The sequence below is a fragment of the Microbacterium sp. Y547 genome (genome assembly GCF_057669785.1).
Genome location: NZ_JBYHFN010000001.1, coordinates 146,424 through 163,163 on the forward strand (window position 1 = coordinate 146,424; position 16,740 = coordinate 163,163).

The 16,740-nt window shown below is 69.0% G+C and carries 17 protein-coding genes; 6 read left to right on the forward strand and 11 right to left on the reverse strand.

The window, feature by feature from the left end:
* Positions 1-20: 20 nt before the first annotated feature.
* Positions 21-1,445 carry an aldehyde dehydrogenase family protein gene (locus tag AC25Y0_RS00745; RefSeq protein WP_488122449.1) on the reverse strand — a complete coding sequence of 475 codons (1,425 nt, stop codon included), beginning with the start codon at positions 1,443-1,445 and terminating at the stop codon, positions 21-23.
* A gap of 150 nt (positions 1,446-1,595) precedes the next feature.
* On the opposite strand from AC25Y0_RS00745, the gene AC25Y0_RS00750 reads away from it, so the two are divergent.
* The 5 genes from AC25Y0_RS00750 to AC25Y0_RS00770 are packed head-to-tail and all read left to right on the forward strand — an operon-like array spanning position 1,596 to position 7,020.
* A complete protein-coding gene (locus AC25Y0_RS00750) occupies positions 1,596-2,375 on the forward strand; it encodes an SDR family NAD(P)-dependent oxidoreductase (protein ID WP_488122450.1) in 780 nt (259 codons plus the stop codon).
* Positions 2,372-3,883, forward strand: a complete 1,512-nt coding sequence (locus tag AC25Y0_RS00755) for a sugar ABC transporter ATP-binding protein (RefSeq protein WP_488122451.1) — start codon at positions 2,372-2,374, stop codon at positions 3,881-3,883. The genes AC25Y0_RS00750 and AC25Y0_RS00755 overlap by 4 nt, the downstream gene beginning before the upstream one ends.
* Positions 3,880-4,860, forward strand: coding sequence for an ABC transporter permease (locus AC25Y0_RS00760; protein ID WP_488122452.1), 981 nt, complete (start codon positions 3,880-3,882; stop codon positions 4,858-4,860). The genes AC25Y0_RS00755 and AC25Y0_RS00760 overlap by 4 nt, the downstream gene beginning before the upstream one ends.
* A 32-nt stretch (positions 4,861-4,892) precedes the next feature.
* Positions 4,893-5,918, forward strand: a complete 1,026-nt coding sequence (locus AC25Y0_RS00765) for a sugar ABC transporter substrate-binding protein (RefSeq protein WP_488122453.1) — start codon at positions 4,893-4,895, stop codon at positions 5,916-5,918.
* Between the two features lie 16 nt (positions 5,919-5,934).
* On the forward strand, positions 5,935-7,020 hold the full coding sequence (locus AC25Y0_RS00770; protein ID WP_488122454.1) for a Zn-dependent alcohol dehydrogenase: 1,086 nt from the start codon (positions 5,935-5,937) through the stop codon (positions 7,018-7,020).
* Positions 7,021-7,072: 52 nt separating this feature from the next.
* Here the strand turns inward: AC25Y0_RS00770 and AC25Y0_RS00775 are convergent, their stop codons facing one another.
* The gene (locus tag AC25Y0_RS00775; RefSeq protein WP_488122455.1) at positions 7,073-7,849 is read right to left on the reverse strand and encodes an IclR family transcriptional regulator; all 777 of its coding nucleotides are present in this window, start codon (positions 7,847-7,849) and stop codon (positions 7,073-7,075) included.
* Between the two features lie 57 nt (positions 7,850-7,906).
* The gene (gene prpB / locus AC25Y0_RS00780) at positions 7,907-8,797 is read right to left on the reverse strand and encodes a methylisocitrate lyase (protein ID WP_488122456.1); all 891 of its coding nucleotides are present in this window, start codon (positions 8,795-8,797) and stop codon (positions 7,907-7,909) included.
* A gap of 56 nt (positions 8,798-8,853) precedes the next feature.
* On the opposite strand from prpB, the gene AC25Y0_RS00785 reads away from it, so the two are divergent.
* A complete protein-coding gene (locus AC25Y0_RS00785) occupies positions 8,854-9,645 on the forward strand; it encodes an IclR family transcriptional regulator (protein WP_488122457.1) in 792 nt (263 codons plus the stop codon).
* Positions 9,646-9,669: 24 nt separating this feature from the next.
* Here AC25Y0_RS00785 and AC25Y0_RS00790 read toward each other — a convergent pair whose 3' ends face one another.
* From AC25Y0_RS00790 to AC25Y0_RS00825, 8 genes are read right to left on the reverse strand one after another with little or no spacing between them, the layout of a single operon-like run.
* Positions 9,670-10,371, reverse strand: coding sequence for an SDR family NAD(P)-dependent oxidoreductase (locus AC25Y0_RS00790; RefSeq protein ID WP_488122458.1), 702 nt, complete (start codon positions 10,369-10,371; stop codon positions 9,670-9,672).
* Positions 10,368-11,000, reverse strand: a complete 633-nt coding sequence (locus AC25Y0_RS00795) for an isochorismatase family protein (protein WP_488122459.1) — start codon at positions 10,998-11,000, stop codon at positions 10,368-10,370. The genes AC25Y0_RS00790 and AC25Y0_RS00795 overlap by 4 nt, the downstream gene beginning before the upstream one ends.
* Entirely contained in the window at positions 10,997-11,308 is a 312-nt protein-coding gene (locus AC25Y0_RS00800) for a Dabb family protein (protein ID WP_488122460.1), read from the reverse strand. The genes AC25Y0_RS00795 and AC25Y0_RS00800 overlap by 4 nt, the downstream gene beginning before the upstream one ends.
* A 19-nt stretch (positions 11,309-11,327) precedes the next feature.
* Positions 11,328-12,074, reverse strand: coding sequence for a maleate cis-trans isomerase family protein (locus AC25Y0_RS00805; RefSeq protein WP_488122461.1), 747 nt, complete (start codon positions 12,072-12,074; stop codon positions 11,328-11,330).
* A gap of 43 nt (positions 12,075-12,117) precedes the next feature.
* Positions 12,118-13,902, reverse strand: a complete 1,785-nt coding sequence (locus AC25Y0_RS00810) for an FAD-dependent oxidoreductase (RefSeq protein WP_488122462.1) — start codon at positions 13,900-13,902, stop codon at positions 12,118-12,120.
* 32 nt (positions 13,903-13,934) lie between these two features.
* Positions 13,935-14,726, reverse strand: coding sequence for an SDR family NAD(P)-dependent oxidoreductase (locus AC25Y0_RS00815; RefSeq protein WP_488122463.1), 792 nt, complete (start codon positions 14,724-14,726; stop codon positions 13,935-13,937).
* Positions 14,723-15,538: an SDR family NAD(P)-dependent oxidoreductase gene (locus AC25Y0_RS00820; RefSeq protein ID WP_488122464.1), complete on the reverse strand. Its 816-nt coding sequence runs from the start codon at positions 15,536-15,538 to the stop codon at positions 14,723-14,725. The genes AC25Y0_RS00815 and AC25Y0_RS00820 overlap by 4 nt, the downstream gene beginning before the upstream one ends.
* Positions 15,535-16,695: an ABC transporter substrate-binding protein gene (locus AC25Y0_RS00825; protein ID WP_488122465.1), complete on the reverse strand. Its 1,161-nt coding sequence runs from the start codon at positions 16,693-16,695 to the stop codon at positions 15,535-15,537. The genes AC25Y0_RS00820 and AC25Y0_RS00825 overlap by 4 nt, the downstream gene beginning before the upstream one ends.
* Positions 16,696-16,740: the final 45 nt, after the last annotated feature.

A 16,740-nucleotide genomic window follows, 5' to 3' on the forward strand; every position in this document is an offset into this window, starting at 1 on the left:
TCGCACGGCCCGACGCGATGCTAGAGCTGGATCGACTTGACCTCGAGATACTCCTGGATGCCGTGGGCTCCGAGTTCGCGGCCGAGTCCGGACTGCTTGAACCCGCCGAAGGGCGCTTCGCCGCCGAGTTTGAAGCCGTTCAGGTCGACCTGTCCCGTGCGCATCCGCCGGGCGACCGAGAGCGCGCGGTCTTCGTCGGGTGAGAACACGGCGCCGTGCAGGCCGAAGATCGAGTCGTTGGCGATGCGCACGGCATCGTCATCGCCGTCGTGGGCGATGAGGGCGACCACAGGGCCGAACACTTCCTCCTGGGCGATCCGCATGCTGTTGTGGACGTCGGAGAGGATCGTCGGCTGGACGAAGTATCCGCGGTCGATTCCGCGCGGCAGAGCGCGGCCGCCCGTCACGACGCGCGCTCCCTCGGTGATGGCACCGTCGATGTAGCTGCGGACGCGATCGCGTGCAGCGCTCGTGACGATCGGACCGAGTGTCGTCTCGGGGTCGAGCGGGTCACCGACACGATGTGCGCCGACGATCTCGCGCAGGATCTCCTCGCTCTCAGCGAGACGTGAACGGGGAACCAGCAGGCGGGACCACGCGAAGCAAACCTGACCCGCGTTCGTGAAGGCCTGGTCGGTGGCGCGCTGCAGCGCGACCGGCAGGTCGGCGTCGTCCAGCACGATGGCGGCCGATTTTCCTCCCAGCTCGAGGTGGGCGCGCTTGATCGTCTGCGAACCGAGTTCGAGAAGACGACGGCCGACGCCCGTGGAGCCCGTGAAGCTGATCATGTCCACGAGCGGGTGCGTCGCCAGAGGCTCGCCCGACTCGGGTCCGTACCCGGTGATGAGGTTGATGACCCCCGGCGGCATCCCGATCTCTTCGGCCACCTCGGCGAGGTGGAACAGGGCGCCGGGCGCCGTCTCGGGCGGCTTCACCACCACGGTGCAGCCGGTTACGAGGGCGGGGCCGAGCTTGACCAGGGTCAGCAGCAGGGGGAAGTTCGACGGGCTGATCGCGGCGACGACTCCGACGGGCTCCTTGATGATGAGGGAGTCACCGAGGCGCTCCTCGAAGACCATCGATTCGCCGAGGTCGGCGAAAATCTCGAAGAAGTCGGCCGCACGCAGCGTCTGGTACCCGCGTGCTCCCGCGATGGGCATGCCCACCTCGAGGCTGATGAGGGGGGCGATGTCGTCGACACGGGCGCGCAGGCCCGCGGCGAGCTTGCGCAGATAGGCGGCGCGCTCGGCGACCGGAAGCGCCGACCAGGCGGGGAACGCGGCATGCGCGGCGCGCACGGCGCGGTCGACGTCGTCGGCGTTGCCCGCGGGGACGGTCTCGAGCACCTCTTCCGTGACCGAGCTGTAGATCGGGATGCTGCGTGAGGGGTCCGCCGGGGCGACCCACTCACCGTTGATGAAGAATCGCTGCCGATCGATCGTCATGGCGGCCGCTCGCTTTCGTTTGTATATCGACATTTCCGGGTTCTTGACCCCGGCCCCTGAGCATCCCTATTCTCAAGTACTGCGAGCCCAGTCGCATATGATGCGAATGTAGTCGGATCCGGGGCCGCGGATCAAGAGGAGCGAACAACGATGTCCGAAGCATCCGTGCACCCTGCCACCCGCCCGCTCGAGGGCAAGACGGTCGTCGTCACCGGTGCGAGCCGAGGACTCGGTCGAGCGATGGCGCGGGCAGCCGCCCTCGCCGGTGCGGCCGTCGTCGTCACCGGCCGCGACCTCGCCGCTCTGGATGAGACGGTGCAACTGATCGCCGCCGACGGCGTGGGCACCGCGCTCCCCTACGCGTTGGACGTCACGGACGCCGCGGCGGTCGAGAGCACCGCGGCAGAGATCTGGGACGCGACCGGCGGCGTCGACGTCGTCTTCGCCAACGCCGGCATCTCACTCACCAAGCCCGCACGAGAGACCTCGACCGACGATTTCGACCGGATCCTGAAGACGAACGTCAACGGCACCTTCTCGACGCTGCGGGCGTTCGGGTCGCGCATGCTCGACCAGGGCCACGGCAAGCTCGTCACGGTCGCCTCCGACATCGGCATCCGCGGCAGCGAAGGATGGGTCGCCTACTCGGCGAGCAAGGGTGCCGTCATCGCCATGACGAAGACCCTCGCCTGGGAATGGGCACCGACTCTCACCGTCAACTCGATCGCGCCCGGTGCCTTCGCGACCGACATCAACTCGCACCTGCTCTCGCTGCCCGAAGTCATGACCGCGATCGAGTCCACGACGCCTCTCGGTCGCGTCGGCCAGTCCGACGAGATCGGGCCGCTGACGGTGTTCCTCGCGAGTGCAGGATCCGACTTCATGACGGGTCAGATCATCAGCATCGACGGCGGCATCCAGCGCTCATGAGCGAGCCCGTCATCCGCGCCACAGGCGTCACGAAGATTTACCCGGGAGTCGTCGCCCTGAAAGACGCGGCGCTCGAGCTCTATCCGGGAGAGATCCACGCGGTCATGGGTGAGAACGGCTCGGGCAAGTCGACGTTCCTCTCCCTCATCGCCGGCTCGCAGGAGCCCACGGCCGGTGAACTCGTCGTCTTCGGCGAGGCACGCGCGAGCCTGACCCCCAAGAAGGCCAAGGACCTGGGCATCGCGCTGGTCCAGCAGGAGCCCCAGCTCGCACCGGCGCTCACCGTCGGTGAGAACATCATGCTCGGGCGCCTGCCCGGCAAGGGCGGGGTGAGCTGGCGGGCAGTGCATCGTCAGGCTCAGGCCCTGCTCGACGGCCTCGGCTTCGACATCGACTCGAAGGCGCCCGTGAGCTCGCTCTCGACGGGGCGTCGCCAGCTCGTCGAAGTCGCCAAGGCCCTCGTCGTCACCCCCCGCGTGCTTCTTCTGGACGAGGCCACCAGCTCGCTGGATGAGGCCGACGTCATCCGCCTGGTGGCGGTGCTCGAGCGTCTTCGAGACGAAGGCGTCGCGATCGCCCTCATCTCGCACCGCATGAAAGAGGTGATGGAGATCGCCGACCGGGCGACCGTCCTGCGCGACGGCCGCTATGTCGGAGCGACCCTCATCGCCGACACGAACGAACGCGCGCTCGTCGCCATGATGGTCGGTCGCGATCTGGCCGACTACTGGCACAAGGCCGAGGTCGATCCGGGCTCACCGGTCCTGGAGATTCAGGGGCTCTCGCGCGGACACCTGCACGACATCGACCTCACGGTGCGCTCAGGCGAAGTCGTCGGCATCGCGGGTCTGGTCGGCAGCGGCCGCAGCGCCATCCTGCGCACGATCATGGGAACCCGAAAGGCCAAGCGCGGCGTCATCAAGCTCGATGGCGCGCCGGTGCAGATCCGCAGCCCCCGCGACGCCCACCGACTCGGCATCGGCTACGTGCCCGAGGACCGAAAGGCCGAGGGCCTGGTGATGGGCTGGTCGATCCTGCGCAACGCCGCCCTCGCGCTCATGAACGAGCGCGGACCGCTCTCGTTCATCACCAAGGGCTTCGACCGCGAAGCCTACGAACAGGGCTCCCGGGGCCTGCGCATCAAGGCGAGCAGCCCCGAGCAGATCGTCTCCCAGCTGTCCGGCGGAAACCAGCAGAAGGTCGTCATCGCCCGCGAACTCGCGACGAAGCCGCGCGTGCTCCTGCTCGACGAGCCCACGCGGGGCGTTGATGTGGGCGCCAAGGAGGACATCTACGCCGAGATCGCGGAGCTCGTCTCGCAGGGCATGGGCCTGCTGGTCGTCTCGTCCGAGCTGCCCGAGCTTCTCGGTGTCTGCGACCGGATCTACGTCATGTTCCACGGGCGCATCGTCGCGGAGTTCTCCGCGGACGAGGCGACGGAAGAACTCATCGCCTATCAGGCAGCCGGGGCGCACGAAGTCGCCACCGCAGAAGGGACCCACCGATGACCGACACGCTGCCGATCATGAACGCCGCACCGCGTCGTTCGCTGCAGTCCCTCGCCCTGCGTTATCTCGGTGTGGGCGCCGCACTCATCGTGCTCGTTCTCGTCCTCGCCGTGACGCAGGAGAACTTCCTGACGTACGGCAACATCCTGAACATCCTGCGCACGAACTCGGTGCTGTTCGTCATCGCGGTGGGCATGACCTTCGTCATCATCAGCGGCGGGCTCGACCTGTCGCTCGGATCGATGACGGCCCTCGGCGGCGTGATGCTCGCCATGATGCTCGTCTCAGGCATCGACCCGATCCTGGCGATCCTCCTCACGATCATCGGATGCACGCTGCTCGGGACGGTGTTCAACGGTGTGCTGATCGCCTACGGCGGGTTCAACTTCTTCGTCGTCACGCTCGCCATGATGGAGCTGTTCCGCGGCGCGGCGCTCGTGCTGAGCAACGGCATCCCGGTCTCGACGATGCCCTACCCGGTCGTGCAGATCATCGGCGACGGCACGATCAACGGGCTGTCCATCCCCGTGCTCATCGCCATCGCGGTCGGCATCATCGCGTTCATCGTGATGCGCTGGACGCGCTTCGGGCGTTCGGTCTACGCCGTGGGTGGAAACGCCACGGCAGCCCGGCTCGCGGGCGTGAACGTTCGTCGCATCCGTCTGACGGTGTACGCGATCGCCGCACTGACGGCGGGCATCGCCGCGATCATGCTGGCCGGACGACTCACGTCGTCACAACCCGTGAGCGGCGCTCTCGGCCTCGAGCTCTCTGCAGCGGCGGCCGTGCTGCTCGGCGGCGCGAGCTTCTCGGGCGGCGCGGGCAACATCGGTGGCACCGCGATCGGCGTGCTCTTTCTCGGCGTCATCGCGAACGGCATCACGCTGGCCGGTGTGCCGTCGTACTGGCAGGGCATCGCCACGGGCATCATCCTCGTCCTCGCCATCGCGCTGGACCGCATCCGCAATCGCACGTGACTCAGCAGTTCCACCACCAACAAGGAGAATCCATGGCACGTCTCACTCACCGTCGTTGGACGGTCACGGCGGCGATGACGCTCGTCGCCGGTATCGCCCTCGCCGGGTGCAGCGTCTCGTCGACGCCGGCCGGCGAAGGCAGCGCATCGTCGGGCGGCGACAGCGACGGCACCTACGTCGTCGGCATCTCGGGCGCGAACTACGCGATCGAAGGCGCCCGCGCCCAGTACGAAGCACTCGCCGCCGGCCTCATCGACGCCGGCATCGAGGTCAAGTTCCTCGATGCCGCGCTGGACATCAACGCCCAGGTGTCGCAGGTCGACCAGTTCATCGACCAGGGCGTCGACGCGATCGTGCTCAACCTCGCCGGCGACCCCAACGCGATCCAGGGCTCGCTGCAGCGTGCCACCGACGCGGGCATCGACCTCTACTCGATCGGCGGCACCGGGAACGAAGACGTCCTCGTGCAGGTCGACCTGCCCTCGACTGAGCTCGGCGAGCTGTCGGGTCGCTACATGTGCGAGCAGACCGGCGGCACCGGCGAGATCGCCCTCATCGAAGCCGTCGACATCCCCGTGCTCGCCGAGCGCTGGGACGCCTTCCTCAACACGATCGAGGCGGAGTGCCCGGGTCTCGAGATCGTCGCGCGCGAGCGTGCGATCCCGGATGACGCGGCCACGGCACGGCCGATCGCCGAAGACCTGCTGACGCGCTTCCCGAACCTCACCGCGATGTGGACGATGGGCGACGGCCCCGCACTGGGCGCCGGGCTTGCCGTGCAGGCATCCGGTCGCGATGTCATCGTGACGGGCCTCAACGCCGAGAGCCAGGGCATCGACGGCATCCGCCAGGGCGCCATCCACGCGACGTGGGACCTCGAGCCCACCGAGATCGGCCTGCAGCTGGCCGATCGCATCATCGCCATCGTCGACGGCTCGTCGCAGCGTCCGACCGAGACCGAGGTCTTCACCGTGACCGACCTCGCCGAGTGGACCGCCGACAACGTCGATGACTGGGTCGCCTACGACGCCCGCGTGACGTTCCCCGGCATCAACTGATTCGAAGGAGTCACGCATGCGCGCACTCGTTCTGACCGAGGTCGGTCAGCCCCAGGAACTGGTCGACGATCTCGTCCTCGACCAGCCACGGGACCACGAAGTCCTCGTCCGCACGAAGGCCTGCGGGGTCTGCCACAGCGACCTGCACTTCCGGCAGGGAACGTGGACCACCTTCCCGCTCCCCCTCGTGCTCGGACACGAGTGCGCCGGCATCGTCGAAGCCGTCGGGTCGCAGGTGACGTACCTGCGACCCGGCGACGCCGTCGTCGGCTGCCTCACGGCCTTCTGCGGCGAGTGCGGGTACTGCCTGAGCGGGCGCATGTACCTCTGTGCACAGGGCGGGCTGAGCCGCGAAGGCGGCACACCCCGCCTCTCGCGCAACGGTCAGCCCGTCTCCCAGTTCGTGAACCTCTCGGGCTACAGCGAGATGATGCTCGTCCACGAGCGGGCGCTGGTCAAGGTCGACCCCGACATCCCCCTCGACGTCGCCGCGATCGTGGGCTGCGCCGTCACGACGGGCGTCGGGGCCGCCGTCAACACCGCGAAGGTCCGCCCCGGCGAGACCGTCGCCGTCGTCGGCTGCGGTGGTGTCGGCCTCAACGTCATCCAGGGAGCCCGGATCGCCGGCGCCGGCCGCATCATCGCGGTCGACCGCTCCCCGGTCAAGGCCGAAGCCGCTCGGGCGTTCGGGGGGACCGACGTCGTGATCGCGGACGGCACCGAGGTCGACCAGGTTCGCGACCTGACCTCGGGGGGCGTCGAGCACGCTTTCGAGGCGGTCGGACGGCGGGTGACTGCAGAGGCGGCCTTCCGCATGCTCGCGGTCGGCGGCACGGCGACCATCGTCGGTCTGCTGCCCGAAGGCGAGCAGATCTCGGTGTCCGGCGTCGACCTGACGTTCGGCCGCACCCTGCAGGGCTCGAACATGGGCTCCAACCGATTCCGCATCGACATCCCGCGCTATCTGCAGATGTACCGCGACGGACGACTTCTGCTGGATGAGCTGATCACCGCTCGCATCTCTCTTGACGAGGCCGACGACGCTCTGGTCGCCCTCGAGACTGCAGACGGGATCACCCGCTCGGTCGTCGTCTTCGACTGACCCGAACAGTCGAAGCAACGGGCCGTCGCGCACTCGCGCGGCGGCCCGTTCGTCATCCGCGTGTGTGCGACCCGAAGGCGACGAGCTCGGAGATCTCCCGCGCACCGTCCCGCACGACGCCGATGATCCGCTCGCGCTGGCGGGCGTCGAGCCGGTACATCGGGGCCGCCACACCGAGCGCGGCGCCGGTCGCGCCGCCGACGGAGATCGCGGCCGCGACACCCCAGATCCCATCGTCGATCTCGCCGAAGCTCTGGGCGTAGCCCTGGGCCGCGACCTCGCGCAGCGCTTCCTCGGTCAGTTCGCCAGGGCGAGGCGCGTCGCCGAAGACTCCGTCCAGGTACTCGGCGCGCTCCGCGGCCGGCATCGCTGCCAGCAGCACACGCGGCATCGATCCGAGGTGCAGCGGCATGGGCTGGCCGATGTCGAACTGCAGCCGCACCTGGTGACGCGATTCCACGCGCTCGATCGAAAAGGCGTGAGTGCCCGCCCGGCGCGAGAGCAAGACGGTCTCATCGACCTCGTCGCGGATCCGATTCATGATCGGCAAGGCGATGGTCTCCATGGTCGACCGCGCCGCTTCGGCCGCAGCGGTGAAGGCCTGCACGCGCATCGACATGCGGTACGACCCGTTGCCGTCGTCGTCGAGGACTCCCACGTCGCGCAGCAGCGCCAGGTAGCGATACATCGTGGCGGCCGAGACGTCGATCCGCGCCGCGAGTTCGGGGGCCGACCACACGGGGCGCGAAGCCGTGAAGCAGAAGAGGACGTCCAACACCTTCCGCGCGCTGCCGGCGCCCGGGATCGCCTCGGCATTCGTTCGCGCCATGACTCCTCCGTCGGTGTGGTGCCTGTTCTACGGTAGTGCGAGAACGCCGCAGCGGAATCAGCGCCCCGCGAACACCGCGTCATCGAACGCTCGATAGCTGTCGTACCCGAGCAGGTCGTATAGTTCGTCCTTCGTCTGCATCTCGGCGAGGAGCCCGTGCTGCGACCCATCAGCGAGGATCGCATCGATGCCGCGGAGGGCGGCATTCATCGCGAGGCGCAGGAGAGTCACGGGATAGATCGCCAGTTCGTAGCCGAGATCACGCACCTCGGACTGAGTCAGCGCAGTTCCGCGACCGAACTCGTTGAGATTGATCATGAGGGGCACGTCGATCGCACGCCGGAAGGCAGCGTATTCGTCGGGGGTGCGCAGCGCCTCGGGAAAGATGACATCCGCCCCGGCGTCCACGAACGCGCGAGCCCGGTCGATCGCGGCGTCGAGCCCCAGCACAGCGCGGGAATCGGTTCGCGCGATGATGACGAAGTCCGGATCGCGCCGGGCATCCACTGCCGCACGCACGCGACGCACCGCGACGTCGGGGTCGACGACGGCGATGCCCTCAGAGTGTCCGCACTGCTTGGGGTTGACCTGGTCTTCGATGTGGCATCCGGCGATGCCGGCCTCTTCGAGAGTCTGGATGCTGCGCGCGGCGTTGAGGGGCTCGCCGAAACCGGTGTCGGCGTCGATCAGGACGGGGACGTCCACCATGCGGGCGATCTGGCGGCCTCGCTCGGCCACCTCGGTGATCGTCGTGAGCCCGAGATCAGGCAGGCCCAGATCGGCCGCGATCATGTGGCCGGAGACGTAGACCCCCGCCGCTCCGCGCCCCGCGATGAGCTGGGCGGACACGGCGTTGAAGGCGCCCGGCAGAACGGTGAGCTCTCCCGAAGTGAGCCGCCGCCGCAGCTCCCGCCGCTTCTCGGACGGCGATACGGCGGAGTAGAGCATGTGCAACCTCACACAATCTGGGAATCAGAATCCCAGCATATGCTAATCTCGCGGCCATGCCTCGTGCTCAGGACGCTACACCAACCGGCGGCCGCGTGCCCGGAGCCGAGAGCGGTCGGCGCCTCCTCAGCGTCCTGCTGAGCTTCTCTGAGAGCCGCCCCCTGTGGACGGTCGCCCAGCTCGCTGAAGAACTCGGCATGGGCGCGTCGATGGTCTACCGCTACATCGGCCTGCTGCGCGAGGTCGGACTCGTCGACGCGGCGCCGGACAACAAGTACCGCGTCACCGACCTGGCCTCCTCGCTCGCCGCCGCCGCGACGGCGGGTCGTGCGCCGATCGGCGATGTCGCCGGGCCGATCATCAGCCGCATCCGCGATGCGGCTGATGAGACCGTGCTGATCGCGCGTCGATCGGGGTGGCGGGTCTACACGGTGGATCGCGTCGAATCGCGTCGGCCGGTGCGTCTGCAGTTCGAGCCCGGGCAGGCGATGACGCTGCACATCGGATCGTTGTCCCGCGTGCTTCTGGCGTCCATGCCCGCACACGAGCGCGCGAGCTACCTGGACCACCTGTCCGACGAGGATCGCGAGCGGCCCCTCCTGCGCCCCGAGGCGCTGGAGCGCGTGGCCATCGACGGGTGGGCCGAGAGCTTCGAAGAGATCGATGAGGGCATCTGGGGCGTCGCCGCACCCATCACCGCGCGCGGCGTCACGTACGGCGCGATCGGATGCGCCGCGCCGCTGTTCCGCACCGACGGTGAGAAGCGCCTGCAGATCCGAGAGCTCATCGTCGAGGGTGCCGCCGATATCGGCCGCGCCCTCGAGGACCGGCTCTCGCACGCGCCCTAGCCGGCGCGCGGATGCCGTCGCGCGTCAGTGCAGGACGGTGCCACCGTCGACGACGAGCGTCTGGCCCGTCACGACACGCGCTGCCGGCGAGGCGAGAAAGCGCACGGCGTCGACGACGTCATCGATCTCGACGTCGACGGGCAGGGCACGCGTCGCGCGGAAGGCGGCCTGCTGCTCCTGCGTCCACACGGCGCGATTGCGTTCCGTCGAGACCAGGCCCGGCGCCACGGCGTTGACCCGCACGCCATCGGGACCGAGCGCCAGCGCGAGCGACTTCGTCATGCCCAGCACCCCGGCCTTCGCGGCCGCGTAGTGCACCATGTCGGCGTGGCCTTTCATCGCGATGGCCGATGACAGGCTCACGACGGCACCCGAGGCCGCACGCAGAGCGTTGCGCAGGGTCCACGTCACGCTGTACGCCGAGGTCAGATTGATTTCGACGTAGCGGGCGAACTCACCGGGGGTCAGCGCGTCCACGGGGGTGGGCGGCCAGTAGCCGACGCCGTTCACGAGGACATCCAGGCGCTCGATCTCGCCGAGCCGGGCGACCTCGTCGGCCTGCGACAAGTCGATGCGCCACGCGACGCCGTCGATATCGGCGGCCGCCTCGACCACCGTGTCGGCGACGTCGACCAGGTGCACCGTCGTGTTCTCATCGGCGTACGCCCGAGCCAGGGCGCGCCCGATCTCGCCGGCACCGCCGGTGATCAGAACCGCGCGCGTCATGCGCCGATCCCCATGATGGTGCGCGCTTCTGCGACGGAGACGACCTCGCCGATCTTGGCCTGGATGTCGAAAAGGTTGGCTTCGTGGGGTCCTTCCAGCCTGTCCCCCACGGCATCGCGCACGACGATCGGGATGAAGCCCGATTGCATGGCGTCGGTCGCCGTCGCGCGCACGCACCCGCTCGTGGACAGACCCGTGATGACGAGCGTGTCCACACCCAGCGACGCGAGCGTCGCCGCGAGGTGGGTGCCCGCGAAGGCGCTCGGATACTGCTTGACGATCTCGATGTCGCCGTCCTGGGGCTCGAGACCCTCGATGTACGCCGAGAACGGGCTGTCCGGCGCGAACCACTTCGTCGCGGGGACCTTGCGGGCGAAGACCCCGCCGTCACGCCGGGAGGGATCATGCTCCACGCGCGTCACGAAGGTCGGGATGCCGGCAGCCCTGGCCTCACGGAGCAGCGTGCGCATGACCTCGCACGGCTGCTCGACACCCGCGTACAGCGGGCAGTCGGGGTCGATGTAGGCCCGGGCGGGGTCGATGACCACGAGGGCGGGCCGACTGCCGGGCTGCAGGACACCCTGCAGCCCGGCAGCGGCGTAGTCCTCGCGCGAGACGTCGCTGGTCACACGCGCGCCTCGGCGAAGCCGGCCACCTGGACGAACGACTTGCTCTTGAGTACAGGGGCGATGGACTCCACGATGACGGCCTTGTGCGCGGGGTGCGCACCGTAGGACCGCCAGGCATCCTCCGAGTCGAACTCGAGCTGGAACAGCACGTCCGCGTTTCCCTCGGTCAGCCCGAGGTCGGTGCCGACGCGGACGCCGACCAGTCCGTCGATCTGGCCGACGAGACCGGTGAGTCCGTCGGAGATGGCCTGACGGTGCGCCGGGGTCGCGTCATCGACCAGCGTGAGCATCCCGATGTGGGTGAACATGTGCTTCCTCTCTTCGGTCTCAGTGCTCAGCGAGCAGCGAGCCGAACCCTTCGATCTTGTCGTCGATGCCGTTCGTCCGGTAGGCGTGCCACACCGTCGCGGTGTTGATCGCGATGACCGGCTTGCCCAGCTCGGCTTCGAGTTCGGCCGCGAACTTCGCGCAGGCCATGTTCGTGCCCGCCTGAACGAGCACGTCGACGTCGTCACCGTCTACCTCGGCGAAGGCGGCGCGCAGCTGGTCGTGCGTCACATCGGCGATCGACGTGGCCGAATCGCACTTGAGACCGTGCACGCCCGAGACCTCGTAACCGGTCTGCTCGAAGAACTCACGCACCTGCTGGTCGCCGATCGGCTGGTACGGCGTGATCACACCGATCTTCTTCGCGCCATAGACCTTGAGCGCCTCATCGACGGCCACGGCGCCGGTCGTGACACCGAGCCCGTCAGAGAGCTCCGCCATGTGCGCGGCGAACTCGGCTGCGCCGTTCTTCCCGCCCCAGAACGTCTCGGCACTCATGCCCATGACGAGGTAGTCCACCTTGGCGGTGATGACATCGCGAACCGCGCGGCCGATCTCGGTGCGCAGCCCCTCGAGGAAGGTCACGAACGAAGCGTCGTCGGCGAGTTCGGGCTCGGGGATGTAGATGCGTCCCGTGTGCCAAGAGACGCCTTCGGCGCGCATCCAGGCGAACTCCGCCTCGACGGTGGTGTTCGTCGAGGGGAGGATGAGGCCGAACTGCGCCCGCGGTGCCGTCAAACTGGTCATGGGTTGACTCCTGATTCTCTGCGTATCTCTAGGTGGGGCGGGCTCAGACGAGGGCCGGCTCGACGCCGGCGAGCACGAGGCCGACGCCGACGAGGTACAGCTCGTCGAGCGAGGCCAGATCCGCGCGTCGTGCGACGGCCAGCGGCACCTCGGGGAGCGCGCGGTGGATGCGCTCGAGGGCACCGGTCTCGGACACCGGCATCACCAGGACGTCGGCTCCGGCGTCGATGTAGGCCCGTCCGCGGCGCACGATCTCGTCCTCGTCAGAAGCGGCGATCGCGGCGAAGACGAGCACGTCGCGTCGGGCGGCCAGGGCATCTGCGACGGCGGCGGCGACCGTGGCGGCATCCTCGGACGCCTTCTCGGCGATGTACACCGCCGCGATCCCCGAGCGCTCGAAAGCCTCGACTGAGGCGGCGGTCCCCGCACGATCGGCGGCTTCGACGATCACCGGCACCGTCGTGGAGTCGGCCAGCGCGACGAGGTCATCCAGCGAGGTGGGTGCGTCGGGGCCGGTCACCAGTCGCACGCGATCGGCGTCGAGCGTCGTGTCGCGGATCAGGTCGGACAGCTGGGCGCCCGCCGGCGTCTGGCTGCCCGGCAGGAGCGGGGTGAGTCCGCGGCGCATGCGACGGCGGGAGACCTCGAACGAGTTCAGCAGCGAGGTGCCCCGCAGGTAGGTGCGCAGCCGCACCGGGTCGGCGGCGATCTCGGCCATCTCGGCGCGGCGCCCCTGACGCGCCGTGTCGTCCTGCTCGCGCATCTCGTCGTAGTTGCGCTGCGTGTTCTTCTGCACATCGACGGCGGCGGCGTCGCGGCGGACCTTCGCGTAGGTCTGCACGGCACGCTCGGCGTCGCCTCCGGCCAGCGCGTAGCTGACCGCCTGCACGGCGGCGTGCGCGTCGTGGATGCCGCTGTTCATGCCCATTCCGCCGAGGGGGTTGTTGATGTGCGCAGCGTCGCCCGCGAGGAGGACACGGCCCTGCGCGAAGACTCGGGCGAGACGCTGGTGCACGCGGTAGATGGTGCTGTGCAGCACGGGGTACGGCTCATCGAGGGCGATCACGCCCTGCAGACGCTCTTCGATGCGCTGGGGATCGCGAGCCTGCTCGTCGGTCTCGTCGTCCTGGATCGGGAAGAGCACGCGCCAGTGCTCGGGCGTGCGCAGCAGGACGCCCCAGTCCTCGGGATCGTAGACGTAGCTCACGTACGCGAGGTCGTCGAAGTCCTCGAGGAAATCGTGGGTGGTCGAAGCGACGAGGAAGCGCTCGGGGTAGGTGACACCCTCGAACGCGATCCCGAGCGAACGACGGGCGGCCGAGTTGGCGCCGTCAGCGGCGATCAGCCAGTCCGCCCGGTACGACGGGTCGAACTGGTCGCCCTCGAGGTAGATCAGCGCGGCATCCGTGCCGTGCTCGACACGGGCGATGCGCGCACCGAAGCGGAGCGTCACGTTGGGCATCTGCTCGAGGTGCCGGAGGATGATGCGGGTGAGCTTGCTCTGCTCGCACTGCACGCGGAACGGGAAGCGCGTGTCGCCCGCGAGCGCGGACATGTCCAGGTGCGCGATGAGCTCGCGGCTGTGGCCGCGGTACTGGAAGCCCGGCGCACGCAGACCGATCTCCAGCAGCTCGTCGACGACGCCGAGATCATCGAGGATCTCCAGGCTCGGCGGGTGGAACGTCGAGGCGCGGGACTCCGTGGCGAGGCCATCGCCGGCCTCGAGGACGGTCACCTGGTGACCCTGGCGTGCGAGGCTCAGGGCTGCGGTCATGCCGACCGGGCCCATGCCGGCGACGACGATGGTGGGCGAGGAGGAAGTGGTCACGCGTAATACCTTTCGTGAAAGCGTGCGGAGTGTCAGAGCACCCGGGGAACGCGGGGTGTGAGGGGGGCGGGAAAGCCGCCGAGCGGCTGTCCTGCGACGGCGAGCTGACCGGCGTCAGCCGACAGGTTGTGACCGGTGATCATGGATGCATCGGGCGAGAGGAGGAACGCGATGGCCTCGGCCACCTCCTCCGGTTCGGCGATGTGGCGCAGCGGCACCGATGCACTCAGCGCGTCTTCACCGTGGCGCTCGCGCATCATTGCGGTGAGCGGAGTGCGCACGAGGCCGGGGACGACGGAGTTGACCCGGATGCCGTAGACGCCCAGTTCGCTCGCGAGCGACCGCGTCAGGGCGGCGATCGCGCCCTTCGACGCGTGGTACTGCGCGCTCAGGCCGTTGACGTAGCCGAACGCGGCGGTCGAGGACACCGTGACGATGCTTCCGCCCCGACCGGCCTGCACCATCGCCCGAGCCGCCGCCTGGCATGCCAGAGCGGTGCCGATGATGTTGACCGAGACGGTGTCGCGCCAGCTCTGGGGCGAGCTGTCGAGGAACGGCTCTTTGAGTGACAGTCCCGCCGATGCGACGAGACCCGTGACACCGCCTGCGACGAGGCGATCCATCGCGGCCGAGAGCGCGGCGGCATCCCCTGCGTCAGCGGACTCCCACCCTCCGCGCTGGGCGGGTGCGAGCTCGTTCCACCAGTCGGCGGCCTCGGGGCCGGACCGGTCCAGGACCGAGACCCGGACGCCGCGGGACGCCAGCAGGAGCGCCGTCGCGGCGCCGATGCCCGATGCACCGCCCGTGATGATGACGTGGCTCATGCGTACACCTCGGTGTCGGATCGGGGGTGGGCGAGGTCACGCGTGTCGACCACGGGTGCCGGATAGCCGCCCGCGAGCGGCACGGCGAGTGAGGTCTGGCCGCCGTCCACCGGCAGCACGTGACCTGTCACGAGGGATGCGGCGGGCGAGAGCAGCCACGCGATCGCCGAGGCGATCTCTTCGGGTTCGGCAAGCCGACCCGCGGGGGCGCGAGCTGCCAGCAGGTCCTCGCCGAGGAGGTCACGCTCATGGGCGGACATCGGCGTGCGCACGAGTCCGGGAGCCACGCACGAGACGCGGATGCCGTGCGGCGCGAGGTCTCCGGCCATCGACCGGGTGACCCCCACGAGCGCCGCCTTGGACGCGTGATAGGCGACGCCCAGCCCCGAGACGTAGCCCAGACCTGCCGTCGAAGAGACCGTGACGATGACCCCGGGGCGACCCGCGCCGCAGAGGACCCGGGCGAACGCCTGCGCGGTGCCCAGGGCACCCCAGACGTTGATGTCGATCGCCTCGGTGAACGCGTCGCGGCTGACATCGAGCACGCTGTCGTTCGTGACGATGCCCGCGCAGGTCGCGAGCCCCGTGAGGGGTGCGACGGCTTCTGCCTCGGCGATGCCCGCGGTGACGGCATCCGTGTCCGTGACGTCCGCCGTGATCCACACACCGCGCGAACCGGCGGACAGCGCGAGCCACCAGTCCGACCCGGCGACGCGATCGAGCACCGACACGCGGTGTCCGAGCGCCGCCAGGCGGTGCGCCAGGGATCGACCGATCCCCGACGCACCCCCGGTGATGAGGACGTGTGTCACTCGACGTCCACGCTCAGCGTCTCGTCAGCCACGTACGTGTCGTTCTCGTAGTGTCCGATCGTCACACCGAAGGACAGCTGGCCGGACTCGCTGCCGGAGTGCGCACCGCAGATGCCCTCGCTCGCGGGCAGGTTGGTCAGCGCGTCGCGCACGGCCTCGGGGTCGGTCGATCCCGCTGCAGCGAGCGCGTCGCCCAGGAGCATCATGCCGTCATAGGCGATTGCGGCGTACTCGGTCGGGGCAGCCCCGAACTCGCTCTCGTACGCGGCGGCCCAGTCGGCCAGCGCACCGTCGGTGGCAGCCGACGGGACACACTGGTTGCGGTTGTAGATGGTCTCGAAGCCGTCGTAGTTCAGTTCGGCGTACGTACCGGGCTGCAGGCCCGCCAGGAGGGTCGGGATCTTCACGCCCGCCGTGGCGAGGGCGTTCGCCGCGACGATGAAGTCGGCCTGCTGGCCGTAGACGAAGAGCATCTCGGCGCCCGACGAGCGCAGGTTGTTGGCCTGGGTCGACATGTCGACGTCGCCGGTCTGGAAGATCTGGTCGGTGACGACCTCGTACCCGAACTCGTCGGCGGCGTCCTTGACGACCTCGGCCGCCCCCGTGCCCAGTTCGCCGCTCTCACGCAGCAGCGCGACCTTCTTCACGCCGAGCGTCTGCGAGGCGAACTCCACAGCGGCCGTCGACGTGATGCCGTCGTGCGACGTCATCGAGAACGCCCAGTCGCTCGCGGCGGCGAGCTTCGAGTTCGTGCCACCCACGATGACCGGGATGCCGGTGCGGTCGACCTGCGTCATGACGGCGAAGCCCTGGGTCGAGACCGGGAATCCGATCACGGCGGCGGGGTTGGAGGAGGTGATCCGGTTGAAGGCGTTGAGGGCGGTCGCGTCGTCGGCGCCGGTGTCCTCGTGAACGACCTTGATCATGGCCCCGTCGACACCGCCGGCGTCGTTGATCGCCTGGACGGCCATCTCGATGCCGTGCTTCATGGGCTCGCCGAGGACGGCGGATCCGCCCGTCGTGGGCAGCGCGACGCCGACCACGATCTCCTCGCCGGCGGCGCCGGAGCCCGCGTCATCCGAACCGGCGCAGCCGGACAGCGCCAGCCCGCTCACCGCGAGGGCGGCGACGGCGGCGAAGGTGAACTTTCGAGTCATGGTGTTCCTTTGTGTGAGTGTCAGTGAAAGACGAAACCGCGCTGT